Source organism: Thiomonas sp. (assembly GCF_054608695.1).
The window spans coordinates 1-20,160 of sequence record NZ_JBTRXV010000052.1 but is presented as its reverse complement, the minus strand read 5'-3'; the positions used below and the strand labels follow the sequence as shown (position 1 = coordinate 20,160).

18 protein-coding genes and 2 pseudogenes are annotated in these 20,160 nt (G+C 64.0%); 7 read left to right on the top strand and 13 right to left on the bottom strand.

Annotation, left to right across the window (positions count from 1 at the left end):
• Positions 1-114 precede the first annotated feature (114 nt).
• Positions 115-1,434 (top strand): tryptophan--tRNA ligase, encoded by a 1,320-nt coding sequence (locus ACYCUK_RS15520; protein ID WP_461595601.1) that lies wholly within the window; start codon positions 115-117, stop codon positions 1,432-1,434.
• 88 nt (positions 1,435-1,522) lie between these two features.
• On the opposite strand, the gene ACYCUK_RS15515 is transcribed toward ACYCUK_RS15520, so the two are convergent.
• From ACYCUK_RS15515 to ACYCUK_RS15505, 3 genes are all read right to left on the bottom strand, one after another.
• The gene (locus ACYCUK_RS15515; RefSeq protein ID WP_461595600.1) at positions 1,523-2,182 is read right to left on the bottom strand and encodes a site-2 protease family protein; all 660 of its coding nucleotides are present in this window, start codon (positions 2,180-2,182) and stop codon (positions 1,523-1,525) included.
• A 68-nt stretch (positions 2,183-2,250) separates the two neighbouring features.
• The gene (locus tag ACYCUK_RS15510) at positions 2,251-2,886 is read right to left on the bottom strand and encodes an L-threonylcarbamoyladenylate synthase (protein WP_112487402.1); all 636 of its coding nucleotides are present in this window, start codon (positions 2,884-2,886) and stop codon (positions 2,251-2,253) included.
• A 60-nt stretch (positions 2,887-2,946) separates the two neighbouring features.
• Entirely contained in the window at positions 2,947-3,792 is an 846-nt protein-coding gene (locus tag ACYCUK_RS15505) for a 3',5'-nucleoside bisphosphate phosphatase (RefSeq protein WP_461595599.1), read from the bottom strand.
• A 159-nt stretch (positions 3,793-3,951) separates the two neighbouring features.
• Here ACYCUK_RS15505 and ACYCUK_RS15500 point away from each other — a divergent pair, with 159 nt between their 5' ends.
• Positions 3,952-4,449: an aminoacyl-tRNA deacylase gene (locus ACYCUK_RS15500; RefSeq protein ID WP_461595598.1), complete on the top strand. Its 498-nt coding sequence runs from the start codon at positions 3,952-3,954 to the stop codon at positions 4,447-4,449.
• A 91-nt stretch (positions 4,450-4,540) separates the two neighbouring features.
• Complete coding sequence (plsY, locus tag ACYCUK_RS15495) at positions 4,541-5,173, top strand: glycerol-3-phosphate 1-O-acyltransferase PlsY (RefSeq protein WP_461595597.1); 633 nt, start codon at positions 4,541-4,543, stop codon at positions 5,171-5,173.
• A gap of 19 nt (positions 5,174-5,192) precedes the next feature.
• Here plsY and ACYCUK_RS15490 read toward each other — a convergent pair whose 3' ends face one another.
• Both ACYCUK_RS15490 and ACYCUK_RS15485 read right to left on the bottom strand, forming a co-directional pair.
• Positions 5,193-5,873 carry a retropepsin-like aspartic protease family protein gene (locus tag ACYCUK_RS15490; protein ID WP_461595596.1) on the bottom strand — a complete coding sequence of 227 codons (681 nt, stop codon included), beginning with the start codon at positions 5,871-5,873 and terminating at the stop codon, positions 5,193-5,195.
• Entirely contained in the window at positions 5,873-6,358 is a 486-nt protein-coding gene (locus ACYCUK_RS15485) for a YajQ family cyclic di-GMP-binding protein (RefSeq protein ID WP_461595595.1), read from the bottom strand. The genes ACYCUK_RS15490 and ACYCUK_RS15485 overlap by 1 nt, the downstream gene beginning before the upstream one ends.
• Positions 6,359-6,409: 51 nt before the next feature.
• Here ACYCUK_RS15485 and murB point away from each other — a divergent pair, with 51 nt between their 5' ends.
• Positions 6,410-7,432, top strand: coding sequence for a UDP-N-acetylmuramate dehydrogenase (gene murB, locus ACYCUK_RS15480; RefSeq protein WP_461595594.1), 1,023 nt, complete (start codon positions 6,410-6,412; stop codon positions 7,430-7,432).
• Positions 7,433-7,539: 107 nt separating this feature from the next.
• On the opposite strand, the gene ACYCUK_RS15475 is transcribed toward murB, so the two are convergent.
• The 5 genes from ACYCUK_RS15475 to ACYCUK_RS15455 form a co-directional block, all read right to left on the bottom strand.
• On the bottom strand, positions 7,540-8,520 hold the full coding sequence (locus ACYCUK_RS15475) for a sulfurtransferase (RefSeq protein WP_461595593.1): 981 nt from the start codon (positions 8,518-8,520) through the stop codon (positions 7,540-7,542).
• 45 nt (positions 8,521-8,565) lie between these two features.
• Positions 8,566-9,366, bottom strand: a complete 801-nt coding sequence (locus ACYCUK_RS15470) for a DUF6969 family protein (protein WP_461595592.1) — start codon at positions 9,364-9,366, stop codon at positions 8,566-8,568.
• Positions 9,367-9,453: 87 nt separating this feature from the next.
• Positions 9,454-9,723, bottom strand: a complete 270-nt coding sequence (locus ACYCUK_RS15465; RefSeq protein ID WP_461595591.1) for a hypothetical protein — start codon at positions 9,721-9,723, stop codon at positions 9,454-9,456.
• A gap of 180 nt (positions 9,724-9,903) precedes the next feature.
• Complete coding sequence (locus ACYCUK_RS15460; RefSeq protein WP_461595590.1) at positions 9,904-10,518, bottom strand: YeeE/YedE thiosulfate transporter family protein; 615 nt, start codon at positions 10,516-10,518, stop codon at positions 9,904-9,906.
• On the bottom strand, positions 10,515-11,081 hold the full coding sequence (locus ACYCUK_RS15455) for a YeeE/YedE thiosulfate transporter family protein (RefSeq protein WP_461595608.1): 567 nt from the start codon (positions 11,079-11,081) through the stop codon (positions 10,515-10,517). The genes ACYCUK_RS15460 and ACYCUK_RS15455 overlap by 4 nt, the downstream gene beginning before the upstream one ends.
• 379 nt (positions 11,082-11,460) lie before the next feature.
• Here ACYCUK_RS15455 and ACYCUK_RS15450 point away from each other — a divergent pair, with 379 nt between their 5' ends.
• On the top strand, positions 11,461-12,762 hold the full coding sequence (locus ACYCUK_RS15450; protein ID WP_461595589.1) for an NAD(P)/FAD-dependent oxidoreductase: 1,302 nt from the start codon (positions 11,461-11,463) through the stop codon (positions 12,760-12,762).
• A 96-nt stretch (positions 12,763-12,858) separates the two neighbouring features.
• Here the strand turns inward: ACYCUK_RS15450 and ppnP are convergent, their stop codons facing one another.
• From ppnP to ACYCUK_RS15435, 3 genes and pseudogenes are all read right to left on the bottom strand, one after another.
• Complete coding sequence (ppnP, locus tag ACYCUK_RS15445; protein WP_461595588.1) at positions 12,859-13,179, bottom strand: pyrimidine/purine nucleoside phosphorylase; 321 nt, start codon at positions 13,177-13,179, stop codon at positions 12,859-12,861.
• Positions 13,180-13,190: 11 nt separating this feature from the next.
• Positions 13,191-14,549: pseudogene (locus ACYCUK_RS15440) on the bottom strand (argininosuccinate synthase).
• A gap of 119 nt (positions 14,550-14,668) precedes the next feature.
• Positions 14,669-15,793 (bottom strand): alkene reductase, encoded by a 1,125-nt coding sequence (locus ACYCUK_RS15435; RefSeq protein ID WP_461595587.1) that lies wholly within the window; start codon positions 15,791-15,793, stop codon positions 14,669-14,671.
• A gap of 282 nt (positions 15,794-16,075) precedes the next feature.
• Here ACYCUK_RS15435 and ACYCUK_RS15430 point away from each other — a divergent pair, with 282 nt between their 5' ends.
• Together ACYCUK_RS15430 and ACYCUK_RS15425 are read left to right on the top strand one after the other, a co-directional pair.
• Positions 16,076-19,156 (top strand): molybdopterin oxidoreductase family protein, encoded by a 3,081-nt coding sequence (locus tag ACYCUK_RS15430; RefSeq protein ID WP_461595586.1) that lies wholly within the window; start codon positions 16,076-16,078, stop codon positions 19,154-19,156.
• Positions 19,153-19,768, top strand: a pseudogene (locus ACYCUK_RS15425) (4Fe-4S dicluster domain-containing protein); the annotation flags it as partial. The gene ACYCUK_RS15430 and the pseudogene ACYCUK_RS15425, both read left to right, overlap by 4 nt.
• Positions 19,769-20,160 lie beyond the last annotated feature (392 nt).

The window sequence follows — 20,160 nt, the reverse complement described above, 5'->3', positions numbered from 1 at the left end:
TGCTGCTTGCCGCATGACAGCATTTCTGCCGTACGCAGGCCGCAGTGCCAGACAAGCGCATGCCATTAGACTGAGCCGGACATCATTTGCAAAGCGAGTTTCGCGAGACCAACCGTGACGACAACCAGAGTCCTGACAGGCATCACGACCACGGGTACTCCCCACCTCGGCAATTACGTCGGTGCCATCCGGCCGGCAATCCAAGCCAGTCGACGTGAGAACGTACAGAGTTTTTTTTTCCTGGCGGATTACCACGCGCTGATCAAGTGCGACGATCCACAGCGCATCGAGCGCTCCCGCTTGGAACTCGCCGCCACTTGGCTGGCCAGCGGCCTGGATCCAGAGCTGGTCACGTTCTACCGCCAGAGCGACGTGCCCGAAGTTCTGGAACTGACCTGGTTGCTGACCTGTGTGTGTCCCAAGGGCATGATGAACCGGGCCCATGCCTACAAGGCCGCTTGTGATGCCAATGCCGCCGCCGGGGAGGATCTGGACGCAGGTGTGACCATGGGTTTGTTCAGCTATCCCGTGTTGATGGCGGCCGACATCCTGATGTTCAACGCCCATCTGGTTCCGGTCGGCCGTGATCAGGTGCAGCACATCGAAATGACACGCGATTTGGCACAGCGCTTCAACCACATGTTTGGTGGCGGACGCGATTTTTTTGTGCTGCCCGAAGCGGTGGTCGAAGAGCAGGTTGCGACTCTGCCAGGACTCGATGGGCGCAAGATGAGCAAGAGCTACGACAACACCATCCCTTTGTTCGAGGGTGGAACCAAGGCCTTGGGTGAAGCCATCGCACGCATCGTGACCGACTCCAGGCTTCCTGGGGAGCCGAAGGATCCCGACGCTTCGCACCTGGTGACGCTGTATGAAGCCTTTGCCGAGCCCGAGCAGAACGCCAACTTTCGGAACGAACTTCGAGCCGGCTTGGGCTGGGGGGAGGCCAAGCAGCACTTGTTCGCCCTGGTGGAGGCCGAACTGGCGCCCATGCGCGCACGCTATGCCGAGTTCATGGCGCACCCGGATCGGCTGGAAGATCTCTTGATGGCCGGGGCCGGCAAGGCGCGCCGTCTGGCGCAACCGTTCATCGCTGAACTGCGTCAGGCCGTGGGCTTGCGCCGCATGCTGGCGGTCGCGCGCGCATCACCCGGTGAGTCGGACGGCGGCAAGGCCGACAGGGGCAAGCTTGCTGCACCGTCATTCAAGCAATACCGCGAGGCGGATGGCTTGTTCTATTTCAAGTTCACCGGACCCGGCGACCGTGTTTTATTGCAAAGCCATGGCTTTGCCCAGGGCAAGGAGGCTGGGGCGTGGATCCAAAAGCTCAAGGCGGATGGTGGGGCCGTGCTGGCTAGCGCGCCAGTGGTCTTGCCACAAGGTGTGAAGCCGGACGAAGTGCTTGAAGCCTTGTCGGCGCTCGCCAGTTCTTGAGAGTCCGCGGGGAACCGCCCGCGGACGCCTCAGGCGCATGAGAAAACGCCGGGCCGCCCCAAGTTTTCTCATCCCCCCTCGGGCCCCCTCAGAGCAGCAGCTTGAAAGGGGTCAGCAGCAGGCCGAGCACGGTTTGTGTCAGGCCCATGAGGGGGATCAGCCAGACGGTGGTGATGATCCCGGTGAGCACGAGCGCCATGACGATGAAAAACCCGTAAGGCTCGATGCGTGACAGGGCGATGGCTTGGCGCACCGGCAGCAGGCCGACCAGGACGCGTCCACCGTCGAGCGGTGGGATGGGGAACAGGTTGAACACGAACATGACGATGTTGACCAAAATACCGGCTCGGGCCACGTCATAGAAATAGATTTCAGTGTTGCCGAAGGCGTTCAAGGCAATGAGCACCAGCCCCCACAAAAAAGCCTGCAGGAAATTGGAACCGGGGCCAGCCAGTGCCACCCAGATCATGTCGCGCTTGGGGTTGCGCAAGGCGCCGAAATTCACCGGCACCGGTTTCGCGTAGCCAAAAAGGAAGGCGCCGCCGGTGGCGAAATACAGCACCAATGGCACGAGGATGGTGCCGATGGGGTCGATGTGGCGTGCCGGGTTGAGCGACACGCGTCCCATCATGTAAGCCGTGTTGTCACCGAAATGACGTGCCGCATAACCATGCGCAGCCTCGTGCAGGGTGATGGCGAAGAGCACCGGCAAGGCGTAGATGGTGACGGCCTGGATGAGTTGGTCCATGAATGGCTTGTGGGGATTGGGGGTTCGGGGGTGGGGGCAGGATCAGGATCTGTGCTGCAGGGCTGGCGTCATGCTTCGGCGCTCAGGCCCAGTGGGCCGAGTGCGCCGCGCCCCAAGCGCACCACCGTGGGTGGAGCGCTGCAAAGATCGATCACCGTGGTGGCTTGCTGCGGACAGGGCCCGGAATCGAGCACCAGTTCCACCAGTTTTTCGAGCTGGGTGCGAATGTCCTCAGGATCATTCAAGGACTCGGATTGACCGGGAAGGATGAGCGTGGTGGCGAGCAGGGGCTGACCCAGTTCGGCCAGCAGCGCGTGGGTGACGGTATGTTCCGGCACGCGCACGCCGATGGTCTTGCGCGAGGGGTGCGACAGGCGTCGCGGCACTTCTTTGGTGGCTTCCAGAATGAAGGTGTAGGGTCCGGGTGTGGCTGCGCGCAGCAGGCGGAACTGGCGGTTGTCGACCAGCGCATAGGCGCCGAGTTCGGACAGATCGCTGCAGAGCAGGGTGAGATGGTGCTTGTCGTCGACCTGGCGGATGCGGCGCAGGCGCTCGGCCGCGGCCTTGTCGTCCAGATGGCAGACCAGGGCATACGACGAGTCGGTGGGAATGGCCGCGATGCCGCCGCCGTGGAGAATGGCGCAGGCCTGCTTGATGAGCCGCGGCTGCGGATTGTCCGGATGGATGTGGAAGTATTGCGCCATGCTGGATGCGGAAGGAGCGGCTGATGCGGCATTGTCCGCCAGGCAGGCGGGGCCGAGCCGTCAGTGCAACAACTCCCAGATGGGGGCGAGATCGGCGGGAAGCGGCGGGAGTTGGCCCAGATCGCAGCGACTTTCCTGCGGACTGTGGAAGTCCGAGCCGCGCGAAGCACGCAAATTGAACGCCAGTGCCATGCCGGCGTACTTGCGGAAATCCGCCGCGCTGTGGCTGCCCGTCATCACTTCAACCCCGGCGCCGCCCATGTCCTTGAAGCTGGTGAACAGCGCCAGCTCCTCGGTCGAGTTGAAGCGGTAGCGCCCGGGGTGGGCAATCACGGCATGTCCGCCTGCGGCCTGAATCCAGCCCAGCGCGTCTTGCAGCGTGGCCCAGTCGTGTTCGACATAGCCCGGCTTGCCGGGGGTGAGGAAGCGCCCGAACACTTCATGTGTATTGCCGCAGATGCCGTGCTCGACCAGGAAGCGCGCGAAATGGGTCCTCGAGATCAGGGTAGGGTTGCCGGCATGCCGCGCTGCGCCGAGATAGACGTCGCGCAGGCCGGTTTGCTGCTCGAGCGATCGCGCCATCATGCGGGCGCGCAATTCGCGCCCGGAGCGCACCTGGGCCAAGCCGGCCAGCAAGGTTGGGTGGGTCGGGTCGATGCCCAGGCCCACGATGTGCACGGTTTGTGCCCCCACCGAAACGGAGATTTCCACACCCGGCACGAACCGCAGGCCCAGGGCAAGTGCAGCTTCGCCGGCCTCGGCAAGGCCGCCGGTTTCATCGTGATCGGTCAGTGCCCAGAGCTGCACGCCATTGCCATGCGCGCGGTGGGCCAGTGCAGCAGGTGCAAGCGTTCCGTCCGACACGGTCGAGTGGCAGTGCAGATCGGCGTTGGGTGCAGCAGGCATGGCTGGATTCTAGGCCGCTGCCCCCGCGTGACTCCGGGTAAGGCTATCGGCCCGCTGTCGCTGCCGGCCAGGCGTTCGCCGTCGCAAGCATGACTTGGCAGAAAGGCTGCCGGCTGCTGCAATAGGGTTTCGTCGTTGCTTCACGCGCGTTGAACCCGCATGCATTCGGCCCACAAACCCAGCGAAACTCCCGCGACCACATGGCTGCGCGGCCGGTCCGTCGACTTCAGTTTGCACGTCTACGACTACGTGGACCATGGCGGAGCGACCTGGGGCGCTGAAGCCCTGGGACTTCCCCTGCACGCCGTGATCAAGACTCTGGTGATGCAGAGCGAAACGGCAAAGCCGCTTGTGGTGCTGATGCATGGAGATTGCCAGGTTTCGACCAAGAACCTGGCGCGGGCCATCGGCGCCAAAACCGTACAGCCCTGCAGCCCCGCCGTGGCGCAGCGGCACAGTGGCTACCAGGTGGGTGGAACCTCGCCGTTCGCCTTGCGCAAGACCATGCCCATCTATGTCGAGGCAACGGTGCTGGAGCTGGAGCGCATCTACATCAACGGTGGGCGTCGTGGCCTGCTGCTGGGGATGGAGCCGGCCCTGCTCACGGCGCAGCTTCATGCGCGACCCGTGCACTGCGCCCTGCCACTGGCGGCCTGAGTTGCGAATTCCGGATCGCCGATCCAGGCAGCTTGCCAGCTCGACGGCTTGCATGGCGATCCTGAACCCGGGGTCAATAGAATCCGCAGCGATGAATCTCACCTTCACCGCCCTTCTTGCAGCCCTTGCCGCCTATCTGCTCGGCTCCATTGCCTTTGCCGTGGTCGTCAGCTGGTTCATGGGGCTGCCGGACCCACGCAGTTTCGGCTCCGGCAATCCGGGCGCCACCAATGTGCTGCGCTCAGGCAGCAAGCTGGCCGCCGTGTTGACCCTGTTGCTCGATGCCTTCAAGGGTTGGCTGCCGGTCTGGCTGGCGTCTTGGGGCGCCCAGGCCGGGTGGCTTGAGCCCGCCGCTGTGCCCCTGGTGGCCGTGGCCGTTTTTCTGGGTCATCTCTACCCCATCTTTTTCCAGTTCAAGGGGGGCAAAGGCGTGGCCACCGCAGCCGGCATCCTGCTGGCCATCAGCCCCTGGTTGGGTTTGGCGACGATCGCAACCTGGTTGATCGTCGCCATCTTCACGCGCTACTCGTCCCTGGCGGCGCTCTCGGCGGCCGTGTTCGCGCCGTTCTACGACTGGCTGGGTAGCGGATTGGTTTGGAAGGGCGACATGGCCATGCTGCTGGCGGTCGTCGCCATCTCGGCGCTGGTGGTGTGGCGGCACCGCAGAAATGTCCGCAATCTGCTGGATGGCAAGGAAAGTCGCATCGGGCGCAAGCAGCCCTAGCCTTGAAGCCGATGGTCGATCAGTAGCGCGCCGTCAACGTCAGCTGGTCGGCGTTGTGCTGCAAATCCAGGTGCTTGAGAAAGCTCATGCCCAGCAACACGATGGGCAGCGACGAGTCCTGGATGACGGCTGGCACTTCGCGGCGTTCGATGGCGCCGACGCGCACGGAACGCAACATGATTTCGGTTGCCTGGACGACGCCGTTCGCCGTGTGCACGGCAATCGGACGCCCGCCTTGCAGCGACAGGCCGAGTTGAATCGCTTGCGCGCGGCTCAGGGACACCATGGTGGCTCCGGTGTCCACCATCATGCGAACGAGTTTGCCGTTGATGCGCCCCTCAGTGACGAACTGGCCATTCGGCAGCGCTTGCAGCACGGTCGATGCCGCGCCCTTGCCAGCCAGGTTCACGGGGCTTGCGCCCACGCGCAGCTCTTGCTGTTGGCCGCCCACACTCACCACGGCCGACCCGTCGCCCACGCGCACGACTTTCACGCCCTGCTGGCTTTGCCCCGCTGCCACGGCCTTGGGCGCAGCGCCGTCGATCACCAGCAGGGCCTTGTTGCCGAAACTGCCGACCAGACTCACACTCTGCGCGCCAGCTGCGGCACAGCCGCCGAACAGGGCCAAGGCCGCGAGCTGACGCAGCCGCCGCAATGCCTGCAGCCGACATGCGGCAGCCGTGGAGGGCGAAGCGCGCATCAGTCGCGAAAGTTGGTGAACGACAACGGCGCGTCGGTGATGGCCTTGCCCAGCAAGGCCATGGCGGTTTGCAGGTCGTCGCGCTTGGCCCCGGTGATGCGCACCACATCCCCCTGAATGGCCGATTGCAGCTTGAGCTTGGACTCCTTCACCGCCGTGGTGATGCGTTTGGCCAAGTCCTGCGGAATGCCGGATTTCACGGTGATGACCTGCTTGACCTTGTCGCCACCGACGGTCTCGATTTTTCCGAGATCGAGAAAGCGCACGTCCACATTGCGCTTGGCCATCTTGCTCATCAGCACGTCACGCACCTGGCCGAGCTGGAAGTCGCTGTCAGCCCAGGCCGTGATGAGCTTGTCGGCCAGGTCCACCTTGGCCGAACTGCCCTTGAAGTCGAAACGGTTATGGGTTTCCTTGCTGGTCTGGTCGACCGCATTGCGGATCTCGATCAGGTTGGGTTCAAGGACTGCGTCGAAAGATGGCATGGTGCTGGATCGGGCGAAGATAATGGTCGTTTGACCGAAGCCACCGATTGTATGGACCTGCGACTCGAAACCCACGTTCCCCTGGCCGCCATGAACACCTTCGGTGTGGCAGCGCACGCCGCCCGCTTGGTGCGCGTGCACAGCCAGCGTGAGGTGCGGCAACTGGTCGACCACCCCGAACTCGGTGTGCTGCCGAAACTCGTCCTGGGCGGCGGCAGCAACCTGCTGCTCACGCGTGACCCGCAGGCGCTCGTCGTCAAAGTCGAGATCGGCGGCTTGCGCGTGGTGCGCGACGGCGCCGATGCCACCATTCTCGAAGCCGGTGCGGGTGTGGGCTGGCACGATCTCGTGCGCTGGAGCCTGGAGCAAGGCTTCGGGGGGCTGGAGAACCTCGCCCTCATCCCTGGAACCGCTGGCGCCGCGCCGGTGCAGAACATCGGCGCCTATGGACTGGAGCTGGCGGAGCGCTTCGAGTCGCTCGACGCCGTGGACCTGACCACAGGCCGCGTCGTCACGCTGGACGCGGCTGCCTGCCGCTTCGGCTATCGCGACAGCCTGTTCAAACGCGAGCTGGCTGGCAAGTCCATCATCACGCAGCTGCGTTTGCGCCTGCCCAAACCTTGGCGGCCGGTGCTCGGCTATGCCGACCTGGAACGGCACTTCGGCAAACTCGGCATTGCCGCGCCCGATGCGTGGCAGATTTTCGAGGCTGTGTGCATGATCCGCCGCGCCAAACTGCCCGATCCAGCCGTACTTGGCAATGCCGGCAGTTTCTTCAAGAACCCGGTGGTCAACCGCACCATCCGCAATGAAATCCTGCAGGACTTTCCCGAGATCGTCAGCTATCCGCTGGATGATGGCACCTACAAACTGGCTGCTGCGTGGATGATCGATGCCAGTGGCTGGAAGGGCAAGAGCCTTGGCCGCGCCGCCGTGGATGCGCGCCACGCCCTGGTTCTGGTGAACAAGGGAGGGGCCAGCGGCGAGGAGATTCACGCACTGGCCAGCGCCGTGCAGCAGGCTGTGGCGCAGAAATTCGGCATCACGCTCGAATACGAGCCCGTGCTGGTTTGATCAGCCTGCCCGCAGGAAAGCAGGTCTGAAAAAAGGCGCCGAAGCGCCTTGCTCTGAGCCGACGGTCCTGCCAACGCAGAGGTCGGCGGGACCGTGCAGTTGTCGCCTTACTGCAGACCGACCGTGGGGTTGCCCAGATTGGTCCACTCGATCATCGAGCCGGCGTAGAGCTTGGAGTTCTGGTTGCCCAGAATTTCGTGGGTCACGAACCAGGCGCCGGACGCCAGGTGACCGGTGTTGCAATAGGTCACGGTGGGCGCATTCGGCTGGATGTTGAACTCGGCGAAGATCTTCTTGTAGTCCTCGGCGCTCATGAATTCGTGCGCAGCGCCAACGGGCTTGACAATGGCGTCGGTCGGGAAGGAACGTGCACCGGGCAGATGGCCAGCCGTCTTGTTGATGGGCTTCTTCACGATGCCGAGGAACTGGGCCGTGGGGCGCGCGTCGATGAACTGGTCCGAGCCATTTTGCAGGCCTTCCTTGACCTGCTGCATCGAAGCCAGAATGCTCTCGTCTTCCGTGCCGGCAGTCCAATTGCCGGGGGCCGTCGCAGCCTTGTCGGTCACCACAGGCAAGCCAGCCTGCAGCCAGGCGTTCACACCGCCATTGAGGATGGCGAGCTTGTCGCGCGGCTCGCCGAAGTAGCGCAGTTGGAAGTACAGGCGGGTGGCCATGTCCATCGAATCGACGCTTTCGCCAGTGGGAACGATCACGATGGGTTTGTCGGTCTTGTTCAGGCCGGCATCGTCCATCGCCTTGGTGAAGAACTCGGCCGTGGGAAGCTGGGCCTTGATCTTCACGCCGTCGACGGTGCGCTCTTCACGAATCTTGCCAAAATCGACGGATATCGCCCCCGCGAGATGGCCGCCGGTTTGCACCAGATCTTTCTTGCCGGTTTTCTTGTCGACTTCGAACTTCGGTTCGGCGGTGAAGGTCTTCATGTCGTCGCGAATGTCGACGATGGTGACCTCATTCCTGTGCTCGTGCAGCCATTGCGGGGTGACCAACGGCCCGGGAAGGCCAGCGGCGGATGCCATCTGGGCAGCAGCTCCCAGAATGACGGCACCAATCAAGTTGACTAATTTCATGCTTCTCTCCTCGTTGAACAAAAAATACCGGATCGGATGTTGGTTTCAGCCGATACCGGCGCCCTCCAAAAATTGAAACTGCTTCGCAAGGTCGATGCGACACTGGCTCAGGATATGGGTGCGTCGATCCTCGAACACGCGTTCGGGATCTGCGTGAAGTGTTCTTGTGGCGATGCGCGCATCGCGTCGCTGGACGAGCGCGGCGATTTGCACGGCGAATAATCGCACCATGCCTTCGACCCAGCGTGCGGCTGCTGCCGGCTTGGCTTGCGCCATGTCGATTTTGTGCATCGTGCGAATCACAGCTGGGGCAGGCAGCCACTGCTCGGCAGTGACCCAGCGGTTGGTGGTGAACAAGCGCAGGGGAAAGCCGCGCTCGTCCACGGAAATGCCGACGAGATGGGTGTAATCGGGGGTGGAACCGGGGGGGGCATCGGCAGCCAGGTCAGCGGTCAAATCAGGTGGGGCAGCGGAACTGAGTTCGGGGCCAGCCTTGTTCCCGTTTTGCAAGGTTGGGGCCGGCCCAAACACATGAAAATGGCCATGTTCACCGGCCATGCGCCCGCTCGCTGCGTGTGCGTGGTAATAAAAGCGGTAGCCGGTGCGTGCATCGACGGCGTCGTTGTTCGGGTAATGCGCCCATTCTTCGAACTGGGTGTGCTTGCCGAGCACATCGGCAAGCACACCGGTGCCGCGTCGTGAATACGTCTGGATGCAGTCCAGCACATCCTCGGCAGCCTGGAGCATTTGCTGCCGTTGCAATCGAGGCTCCATGCGCATCAAGCGCTGCAACTCGGAGGCGCCGAGCCGAAGGTGTGACGACGACTCGGATGATCTGACTTGCATGGATCAAGAGCGGAACGCGACTGGAGTCTCAGCGCAAAAACAGCGACGAAGCTGCGGGAATCAATGCCCGATAGCCAGCGCTGGGGATTACTTCGAAGGTGCGCAGGGGTTGCTGGACTTGTGTTCCTTCTTGCCTGGGGCGCAGGGATTGCCGGCCTTTTTCTCCATATTCGTTTTCTTGTCCGTTTTTTTGGACGAAGGCGCGCAAGGATTGCTTGGGGCGCAGGGGTTGGCCGCGGCTTGTGCCGTGGGCGCGCCGGACAGGCTGCTCAGAGCTTGGGGCATGGGAGCAACGATGGCAGCGGCAAGCGCCAGAGCGGGCAGGGCATGAGACAACTTGAGGCGCGATTTGGCCATTGAAAATCTCCTGAGGGTGGTGGAAAAGACAACAAAAACGTGGGGCTCGATACTCAGCTAAATGAGCATCTGGCTGGTTGAACTTCAACGCGTGAGCGAGGGAAAGGTGCACAGGCGCCGCGTTGATCGGAGAAAGAGCAGTCCACGGCCGAGCTGGCGCGTGGACTGCTCCTGACACGCTCAGGAATGCTGCGTGGCCGTCATGCCCGATGCCTTCCGGGACATGGACGCTGCAGGAGATGCCTGGTTGGTGCGCGTGAGGTAGCCAACCCCCACCAGAATCGCAAACAGCAATCCCCAAACGGCCCAAACGGGCATGTGCAGGAGTTGCGGTACGGTCAGTGAGTCGGGGCCCACCTGCTTCCAGGCCCAGCTTTCGATGGACGCCGAGAAGCCGTTGAAAACCAGCGTACCGAGGCCGATGCCGAGAAAGAAGATCAAGCCGTCAAGCTTGCCGGAGAACAGCGCAACCAGCGAAGTGCCTGGGCAGTAGCCACCGATGGCCATGCCGGCACCGATGCCCACGCCGCCCAAGGCGCTGCCCCAGATGAAGACGGAAGGCACGAACATGTCGCGGGCGACATTCACCAAGCCCAAGCCTTGCATCAGATACAAGCCGCCGGACGCCACGATGATGGCGGTGAACATGACCTTGAACACGGCCCAATCCTTCAAACGCAACTGCGCCGTGAGTTTGCAGCCGCTGCCAAAACCGGCGTTTTCCAGCACATAGCCGAAGACGATGCCAAGGACGATGCCCGAAAGTGGACCGGTATAACCGAGAGGGAAGCTCATTTCCAAAGTCCTTTCGTCATTTGACCGAACACGATACCGGCGATGAAAAACCCGATGAGGAAGAGGAAGCCTGCGGCAGCCAGCGTGGCCGACCCTGACAGGCCCATGCCGCTGGTGCAGCCCAGGGCCAGACGCGCACCGAAGCCTGCGGCAATACCACCGACGAGTGCCAGCACGAGGCGCAGACTGCGCCCGGCCTGCGTGGGTCCGTCAACCTGGAACTTGAAGCGTCCAGCCAGCACGCTGCCGATGAGGGCGCCGATGGCCAGGCCAACCACCTCCCAGACGATCCAGCGGTTCAGGCCAACGTCGAACATGCCGTGCAAATAGGTGTGTTGCGCGACGATGGCGGGGTCGATCCGGCCAGCCACGGCGGCTGTGGCCAGGGTGGTTGCTCCGGTGACACCGTAGCCATTGCCGGTGACGATAAAGGTGGCCAGGAGTCCCAAACCGAGGACCACCCCGGCGACATAGGGATTCCAAAGGGGGCGTGGGGTTCGCATGATCGTGTCTTCCTCCTGGGATGTGTGTGAAAACTGCGTTTGACCAAATTCCCTCGAAATTGATAGGCGCTTTGGGGAACTGCGTCGAGTATAGGCAGGTTCCCGTCATGCTTCCTGGAGTATTAGGGTTTGTCCAGGGGAGGGCAAACACGGACTGAGACGTGATTGGATTGACCCATGTCAATGATCCATCCATACTTGCGATGCGGATCCGGTACCTGCATATCGCCGTGGGTATGCTTCGCTGACCGGTCAATGGCCAGATCAGTCAAAGATCGGCGGATTGGCAGACTGGCAAACGCAATGACAAACGCAACAACGGGAATGCATAGCTACGCCTGCCGTGCCAAATCCTGAATGCGTCGATGACTGGGGTGGCTGCGCGCCGTGGCGCGTGGCTTCAGGCAACTGATCAGGACCGTTTCGGAGGAAACAACCTATGGCACACATCGTCGTTCTAGGGGCTGGTATCGGTGGCATGCCGGCTGCCTATGAGGCCCGCGCCCTGCTCGGGAAGGAACACAAGATCACGGTCATCAATGCCGTGGACTACTTTCAGTTCGTTCCTTCGAATCCCTGGGTCGCGGTGGGTTGGCGCTCGCGCGAGGAAGTCGTGTTCCCGATGCGTCCGTATCTCGAGCGCAAGGGCATTGATTTCATCGCGCAAGCTGCCACCGACATCGACGCGGCCGGCAACAACATCACGCTGCAGAACGGCGACAAAGTCCATTACGACTACCTGATGATCACCACCGGCCCGAAGCTGTCGTTCGAGGAAGTGGAGGGTTCCGGTCCACATGGCGGATACACCCAGTCCATTTGCACCATCGACCACGCCGAAAAATGCTACGAGGACTTTCGGAAGCTGTGCGACAGTCCGGGGCCCGTCATCGTCGGTGCCTTGCCGGGGGCCAGCTGCTTCGGACCCGCTTACGAGTACACCATGATCCTGGATGCGGTCTTGCGCAAGAAAAAAATGCGCAGCAAAGTGCCCATCACCTTCGTCACGGCCGAGCCCTATATCGGGCACCTGGGGCTGGACGGCGTGGGCGACTCCAAGGGCATCATGGAGCACGAGTACCGCGAGCACGACATCCGTTGGATCACCAATGCCAAGACCACCAAGGTCGAGGCCGGGAAGATGTTTGTCGACGAACTCGACATGCAAGGCAATGTCCTGAAGAAGCATGAATTGCCCTTCAGGCATGCCATGATGCTGCCGGCCTTCAAGGGTGTCGATGCCGTGGCCAAGGTCGAAGGTTTGTGCAATCCGCGTGGCTTCGTCACGGTCGACGGTTTCCAGCGCAACCCGAAATACAAGAACATCTATTCGGCCGGCGTGTGCATCGCGATCCCCCCCGTGGGCCCGACCCCGGTGCCCTGCGGCGTGCCCAAGACCGGCTACATGATCGAGTCCATGATCACGGCCATCGTCCACAACATCCAGGAAGAACTGGCGGGTCAACAGCCTTCCCACAAAGGGACCTGGCAGGCCATTTGCCTGGCCGACTTCGGCACCACCGGCGCGGCCTTCGTCGCCATTCCGCAGATACCCCCACGCGACGTGAACTGGTTCGGTTCCGGCAAATGGGTGCATCTGGCCAAGATCGCCTTCGAGAAGTACTTCATCCGCAAGATGAAGAAGGGCAACTCCGAGCCGATTTACGAGAAGTACGTGATGAAGCTCATCGGCTTCAAGCGCCTGCAGGACAAGGTGCTGCATCCGCACCACCAGACCTGAAGCCATCCGGCTTCGAGCGGTCAAGAAAAAGCCGCATGACCCAATGGTCATGCGGCTTTTTCTTGTCGTCTTGCGCAAGGGCTGGTTCGCGTCGGTTCAGCCGAAATGGCAGATGTAGTGGTAAGGCTCGGCGCCGACGCGAATATCGAATGACGCATTGGCGGGTACCGAGAATTGCTGGCCGTCGCCGCTGGCCAGCCAGGCCTCGGCGCCTTTGAGGCGCCACTCGCATGAGCCGCCCACGCCTTCCATGATCTCGGGCGAGCCCGTGTTGAAGGTGAGTTCGCTGCCTGCCAGGATGATGCCCACGCTCTTGCGGCTGCCGTCGGCAAGTTGCAAGTCGTGACTCACGCAGCGGCCATCGAAATACACATTCGCCCGAGGCGTGACCTGGGCTTGGATGGTGCTTGGATGCATGGCGACGGCTCTCAATGAGGTTCCGCGGCAGACTTGCCGCGTTTGGCGGGAGCGGTCTTGGTGGATACGGCCTTGGCAGCCGTTTTGCTGACAGGCTTGCCGCCTGGCTTGTTGGCGGCTTTGCTCGCCGCTTTGGCTGGGGCTCGCGGCTTGGCTGCGCGCTTGGCCTTGGCGGCGATGCGCAGGCGCAGGGCGTTGAGCTTGATGAAGCCCGCCGCATCGGCCTGGTTGTAGGCGCCGCCGTCGTCGTCGAAGGTGGAGATCATCGGGTCGAACAGGCTGTCGGTGGCCGACTCGCGGCCCACGCACATGATCGTGCCCTTGTAGAGCTTCAGGCGTACCTTGCCGTTGACGCTGGCCTGCGAGGCGTCGATCAACCCTTGCAGCAGCACGCGCTCGGGCGCGAACCATTAGCCATTGTAGATCATGCGGGCATAGCGCGGCATCAGGTCGTCTTTCAGCGCCTGGACTTCGCGGTCGAGCGTGATGCTCTCGATGGCACGGTGCCCGGCCAGCATGATGGTGCCGCCCGGGGTTTCATAGCAGCCACGGCTCTTCATGCCGACGTAGCGATTTTCCACCTTGTCGAGCCGGCCGATGCCGTGGCGACCGCCGATGGCGTTGAGCAGCGTGAGCACCTGTACGGGTGACAAGCGCTTGCCGTCGATGGCGACGATGTCGCCGCGCTCGTAAGTCAGCTCGACGATCTGCGGCTTGCCCGGCGCCTTTTCCGGCGACAGGGTCAGGCGCCACATCTTGTCGTCGGGCGCGTAGTTCGGGTCTTCCAGCACGCCGCCTTCGTAGCTGATGTGCAGCAGGTTGGCGTCCATCGAGTACGGCGCGCCACCGCCCTTGTGCTTCTTGAAGTCCACTGGAATGCCATGCTTGTCGGCATAGGCCAGCAATTTGTCGCGCGGCAGAAAGTCCCATTCGCGCCAGGGGGCGATGACCTTCACGCCCGGCATCAGCGCATAGGCGGTGAGCTCGAAGCGCACCTGGTCGTTGCCCTTGCCGGTGGCGCCGTGGGAGATGGCGTCGGCCCGTGTCTTTTTGGCGATGTCGATCAGGCGCTTGCCGATCAGCGGACGCGCAATGGACGTGCCCAGCAGGTACTCGCCTTCGTACAACGCATTGGCGCGAAACATCGGGAAGACGAAGTCGCGCACGAATTCTTCGCGCAGATCGTCGATGTAAATGTTGTCGGGCTTGATGCCCATTTTCAGCGCCTTGGCGCGCGCCGGCTCGACTTCCTCGCCCTGGCCGATGTCGGCGGTGAAGGTCACCACCCCGCATTGGTATTCGTCTTGCAGCCACTTCAGAATGACCGAGGTGTCAAGCCCGCCGGAGTAGGCGAGTACGACCTTCTTGATGGGGGGCCGTGCGTGTCGAGGCCATGAAAGGGTCCAGTTTGGGTCAGCAAAACGAGCATTGTAGAAAAGCAAAATGCCCGGCGTTGCCGGGCATTCGGGGCCTGCAGTTCAGTCAGAGGTCAGGCAGCTTCTCTGGCTTGTTCGTTCATGGCAGGGTAGTCGGTGTAGCCATGTTCGCCACCGCCATAGAACGTCGTGGCGTCAGGCTTGTTCAGCGCGGCGCCTTGGGCGAAGCGCTCCGCCAAATCCGGGTTGGCGATATAGGAGCGGCCGAAGGCCACCGCATCGGCCATGCCCGAGGCGATGCGTGCCTCGGCTGATTCCGGGGTATAGCCGCCGCAGACGATGATGCGCCCACCGTAGGCCGCACGCAGCTGCTGGCGGAAGCTGTCGGTCAGCGCCGGGCCGCCCGCCCAGTCGGGCTCGGCGACGTGGATATAGGCCACGCCACGGCGGCCGAACTCGCGCGCCAGGTAGAGGTGGATGGCCTCGGTCTCGGTGTCGACGATATCGTGGCGGATGAAGTGCGGCGAGATGCGCACACCCACGCGATCCGCCCCGGCGACGGCGATGATCGCGTCCATCGCTTCCAGCACCAGGCGGGCGCGGTTCTCCAGGCTGCCACCGTATTGGTCGGTGCGCTGGTTGCTGTTGGTGGAGAGGAATTGCTGCAGCAAATAGCCATTCGCACTGTGCAGTTCCAGCATGTCGAAGCCTGCAGCCAGCGCGTTTTTCGCGGCCCGGGCATAGTCGGCGACGATGCCGGGAATCTCATGGGTTTCCAGAGCGCGCGGCATGTCGCAGGGCACGCGCGCCGGGCCCTCGGGCGTCACGACGAAGGACTCCCCGGTATCGCTGCGAATGGCCGACGGCGCCACGGGCGCTTGGCCGCCTTCCTGCAGCAGGTGATGCGAAATGCGGCCCACATGCCAGATTTGCAAGGCCATGCGGCCGCCAGCAGCGTGAACCGCGTCGGTCACCAGCTTCCAGCCCGCGACTTGCACGTCGGTGTAGATGCCGGGGGTCCAGGCATAGCCCTGGCCCTGGCGGGATATTTGCGTGGCTTCGCTGATGATCAACCCGGCGCTGGCGCGTTGGGCGTAGTAGGTCGCGTTCATCGCGCTGGGGATGTCGCCGGGTTGACTGGCGCGTGAGCGCGTGAGCGGAGCCATGACGATGCGATTCGGCAGTTTCAGGGAGCCGAAGGTTGTGGGAGAGAAAAGCTGGGGCAGTGCAGGGTTCATGGACGGTCCTTTGGACAGGTTCGAGCTTCGCCGTGCTTGTCTGGCAAAAGTTCGTGAAATGGTGCGGTGCAAGATGCATCGTAAGCAAGCTTGCGGGAAGTTGCAGAGGACATGGCAAGACATGGCGCCTGAATCCTGGTATGCGAGGCTGGGCCTGAGGCACAGCGCGGGGGCTCCGATCAAAAAATACGTTGATCGTGAACCAAACATTGCGTTGGAAATGTCGCGCGGGAGGCCCTAGGGTTAGGGGCAGAACCTCGAACACCACCCAGAGCCCTCATCATGTCCGGCCTCACCACCCTGATCGACCGCATCTTCTCCAATGGCCGTCCGCTGCACGATCCCACGGCGCACCCGGCGGGCGTCAGCACCATCAAGTCCACCACCTGTTACATGTGTGCCTGCCGCTGCGGCATCAACGTGCATGTGCGCGACGGCGAGGTGCGCTACATCGAGGGCAACCCCAACCATCCGCTCAACCATGGCGTGATCTGCGCCAAGGGCTCGGCCGGCATCATGAAACAGGTCTCGCCCGCGCGGCTGACGCAGCCCCTCAAGCGCAAGCCCGGCGCCGAGCGCGGCGCCGGCGCGTTCGAGCCCATCTCCTGGGACGAAGCCTTCAACCTGCTGGAAGCCCGGTTGCGCCACATCCGCGCCACCGATCCCAAGCAGTTCGCCCTGTTCACCGGGCGCGACCAGATGCAGGCGCTCACCGGCTTGTTCGCCCGCGAATTCGGCACCCCCAACTACGCCGCGCATGGCGGCTTCTGCTCGGTGAACATGGCCGCCGGCATGATCTACACCACCGGCGGCAGCTTCTGGGAGTTCGGCGGCCCGGACCTGAAGCAGGCCAAACTGTTCGTCATGATCGGCACCGCCGAGGACCACCACAGCAACCCGCTGAAGATGGCGCTGTCGGACTTCAAGCGTGCGGGTGGGCGCTTCATTTCCATCAACCCGGTGCGCAGCGGCTATTCGGCGGTGGCCGACGAGTGGATTCCCATCCGTCCCGGCACCGACGGTGCGCTGTTCATGGCGCTGCTGCACGAACTGTTGCGCAGCGGCCGGTTCGATGCCGCCTACGCCGCCCGCTACACCAACGCCGCGCAGCTGGTGCGGGTGCAGCCCGGCCACCCGGACGACGGCATGATGGTGCGCAACCCCGATGGTGAAGTGGGCGACCCCGCCGCGCCGCGCAACGCCTGGTGGTGGGACGCGCCCACACAAAAGCCCGTGCCGGCCTGGAGCGAAGATGCCATCCCCGCGCTGTTCGGCCGCTACCAGATGCCCGATGGCACCCCGGTGGCCACCGCGCTGCAGCTGCTGCGCGAGCAGGTGGCCACAAGCACGCCGCAGTGGGCGGCGGCCATCACGGGGATCAGTGCCGCGCGCATCGCGCAGCTGGCCGAAGAGATGGCCGAGGCCGCCATCGACCAGGCTTTCGACGTGCCACAGCCGTGGCTCGATGCCTGGGGCCGCGAGCACAGCCATGTCACCGCCCGGCCGCTGGCGTTTCACGCCATGCGCGGGCTGGCGGCGCATTCCAACGGCTTCCAGACCATCCGCGCCCTGGCGGTGTTGATGAGCCTGCTCGGCACCATCGATGCTCCCGGCGGTTTCCGCCACAAGCCGCCATACCCCAAGCAGACGCCGCCGGGTGTGCGCACCGCGCGCTCGTGGAGCGACGTCAAGCCCGACACGCCATTGAACGGCGCACCGCTGGGCTGGCCCGCCGGGCCCGAGGACCTGATGGTGGACGAGGCTGGACGGCCCATGCGCATCGACAAGGCCTTCTCCTGGGAACATCCGCTGGCGGTCCACGGACTCATGCACAACGTCATCACCAACGCCTGGCGCGGCGACCCCTACCCCATCGACACCCTGCTGATTTTCATGTCCAACATGGCGTGGAATTCGGCCATGAACACGCAGCGCGTGCGTCGCATGCTCACCGACAAGCGCGCCGACGGCGAGCACAAGATTCCCTTCCTGGTGGTGTGCGACGCCTTCCAGTCCGAGATGGTGGCCTTCGCCGATCTGGTGCTGCCCGACACCAGCTATCTGGAACGGTTCGATGCGATGTCCATGCTCGACCGCCCGATCTCCGAATTCGACGGCGCGATGGACTCGGTGCGTGTTCCCGTGGTGCCGGCCCTGGGCGCATGCCGCCCGTTCCAGGAGGTGCTGATCGAGCTGGCCTCGCGTCTGGGCTTTCCGGCGTTCACCGCCGCCGACGGCAGCCGCAAGTACAAGGGGTATACCGACTTCATCGTCAACTACGAAACCGCACCCGGCTCCGGCGTGGGCTTCCTCTCCGGCTGGCGCGGCAAGGACGGCAGCAAGACGCTCAAGGGCGAGCCCAACCCCGAGCAATGGGATCGCTACGCCGAAAACGATTGCGTGCACTACACCCCCCTGCCCGCGAACCTGCGCTACATGCGCGGCGTCAACCGCGACTACCTGCGCTACGCCAAGGAGATGGGCTGGCGCCGGCGCGACGATCCGGTGGTCATCGCCATCTATTCCGAGGTGCTGCAGAAGTTTCGCCTGGCCGCGCGCGGCCGTGCCGAGGAGGCGACCGCCGCGAGCCCAGCCCAGCCGCGCCGCCAGCCGCCGGCGCATTTGCGCGCGCGCATCGCCCACCATTTCAACCCATTGCCGTTCTGGGAGCCGCCGCTGGAGCAGGCGCAGACCGACGCCGCGGCCTTCCCGCTGGCGGCGGTGACGCAGCGGCCGATGGCCATGTACCACGCCTGGGATGCGCAAAACGCCTGGCTGCGGCAAATTCACGGCCACAACCCCTTGTTCGTGCACCCGCAAACCGCAAGCAAAGCCGGGGTGGATGACGGCGCCTGGCTGTGGGTGGAGTCGCCCTGGGGCCGGGTGCGCTGTGTCGCGCAGTATTCCGAGGCGGTGGAGCCCGGCACGGTGTGGACCTGGAACGCCATCGGCAAGGCCAGCGGCGCCTGGGGCCTGCGGCCGGGCGCGGCCGAGTCGAGTCGCGGCTTCCTGCTCAACCACCTGATCACCGACGAGCTGCCCGGCGCCAACGGTCCGCTGTCCAACAGCGACCCCATCACCGGCCAGGCCGGCTGGTACGACGTGCGGGTGCGGCTGCGCCCGGCCGACGCTCCCGAGATGGCAGCCGGCGACGATGCCTACGCCGAGGTCCACGGCGCCCCCCTGCCGGCAGCGGCCGACGTGTTGCACGCGGTCGATGCCGACGCCAGCTGGCCCCGCCACGCCCCGCCGCCGCGCACCCCCGGCCAGCACGCCGGGCTGCAATCGCACGAGCAGGTGCTGCAATACCACGCCGGGCGCATGCACAAGGCCACGACTTCTCAACCCAAGGCCCGCTCATGACCCAACTCGCCCTGGTCATCGACCTCGACGTCTGCGTCGGCTGCCATGCCTGCGTCACGTCCTGCAAACAATGGAACACCTCGGGCGCTGCCGGCCCCATGAGCGACCTCGACCCCTACGGCAGTGACGCCTCGGGGGTGTTCTTCAACCGCGTGCAGACCTTCGAGGTGGGCCAGTTTCCGAACACGCAGGTGGTGCATTTCCCCAAGAGCTGCCTGCACTGCGAGGAGCCGCCCTGCGTGCCGGTGTGCCCCACGGGCGCCTCCTACAAGCGCAAGGAAGACGGCATCGTGCTGGTGGATGCCGACAAATGCATCGGCTGCAAATACTGCGCCTGGGCCTGCCCCTACGGCGCCCGCGAGTTCGATGAGGACCGCGGCATCATGACCAAATGCACCCTGTGCGTGGACCGCATCTACGACGAAGCCACGCCGCCCGAGCGCCGCAAGCCCGCCTGTGTCAACGCCTGCCCGACCCATGCGCGGCTGTTCGGCGATGTGCACGACCCCGAGTCCGAGGTGTCGCAAGCCATCCGCAGCAGGGGTGGCTACGCCCTGATGCCCGAACTCGGCACCCGCCCCGCCAACCAGTACCTGCCGCGCCGGGCAATGCTGGCCGCAGGTCTGCAGGACGGACCGACGGGCGGACCGACCACTGTCCAGCCCCAGCCTCAGCCTCCATCGCAAGCCGGCATCCAACCCGCGATGGCCGACACGGGCGAGTGTGCCGCCGCCACGGAACTGGTGCGCGAGAGCGAAAGCCTGCTGTCGCGCATCTTCGGCCGCATGACGGGCGGCGCGACCGGCAGGCGCACATCGGCCACACGCGCCAGTGCCGGCAGCGCGTGCGGTCGCGCATCGGGCGACTGCGGCTGCAACGATGCGGTCGCGACCGCCACGGTTGCGGACCTGGCGCGGCATGCCCACGGTGCCGGCGGCGCCACGCCAGCATGCTGCACCCAGCCAGCCGGCGCGGCGCCACAGCTGGCCGCCGCTCAGCCCGGC

Coding starts and splice junctions, on each gene's coding strand:
- ACYCUK_RS15515 (WP_461595600.1), bottom strand. CDS start 2,182: ATGGACCAACTCATCCAGGCCGTCACCATCTACGCCTTGCCGGTGCTC.
- ACYCUK_RS15510 (WP_112487402.1), bottom strand. CDS start 2,886: ATGGCGCAATACTTCCACATCCATCCGGACAATCCGCAGCCGCGGCTC.
- ACYCUK_RS15505 (WP_461595599.1), bottom strand. CDS start 3,792: ATGCCTGCTGCACCCAACGCCGATCTGCACTGCCACTCGACCGTGTCG.
- ACYCUK_RS15500 (WP_461595598.1), top strand. CDS start 3,952: ATGCATTCGGCCCACAAACCCAGCGAAACTCCCGCGACCACATGGCTG.
- plsY (WP_461595597.1), top strand. CDS start 4,541: ATGAATCTCACCTTCACCGCCCTTCTTGCAGCCCTTGCCGCCTATCTG.
- ACYCUK_RS15490 (WP_461595596.1), bottom strand. CDS start 5,873: ATGCGCGCTTCGCCCTCCACGGCTGCCGCATGTCGGCTGCAGGCATTG.
- ACYCUK_RS15485 (WP_461595595.1), bottom strand. CDS start 6,358: ATGCCATCTTTCGACGCAGTCCTTGAACCCAACCTGATCGAGATCCGC.
- murB (WP_461595594.1), top strand. CDS start 6,410: ATGGACCTGCGACTCGAAACCCACGTTCCCCTGGCCGCCATGAACACC.
- ACYCUK_RS15475 (WP_461595593.1), bottom strand. CDS start 8,520: ATGAAATTAGTCAACTTGATTGGTGCCGTCATTCTGGGAGCTGCTGCC.
- ACYCUK_RS15470 (WP_461595592.1), bottom strand. CDS start 9,366: ATGCAAGTCAGATCATCCGAGTCGTCGTCACACCTTCGGCTCGGCGCC.
- ACYCUK_RS15465 (WP_461595591.1), bottom strand. CDS start 9,723: ATGGCCAAATCGCGCCTCAAGTTGTCTCATGCCCTGCCCGCTCTGGCG.
- ACYCUK_RS15460 (WP_461595590.1), bottom strand. CDS start 10,518: ATGAGCTTCCCTCTCGGTTATACCGGTCCACTTTCGGGCATCGTCCTT.
- ACYCUK_RS15450 (WP_461595589.1), top strand. CDS start 11,461: ATGGCACACATCGTCGTTCTAGGGGCTGGTATCGGTGGCATGCCGGCT.
- ppnP (WP_461595588.1), bottom strand. CDS start 13,179: ATGCATCCAAGCACCATCCAAGCCCAGGTCACGCCTCGGGCGAATGTG.
- ACYCUK_RS15435 (WP_461595587.1), bottom strand. CDS start 15,793: ATGAACCCTGCACTGCCCCAGCTTTTCTCTCCCACAACCTTCGGCTCC.
- ACYCUK_RS15430 (WP_461595586.1), top strand. CDS start 16,076: ATGTCCGGCCTCACCACCCTGATCGACCGCATCTTCTCCAATGGCCGT.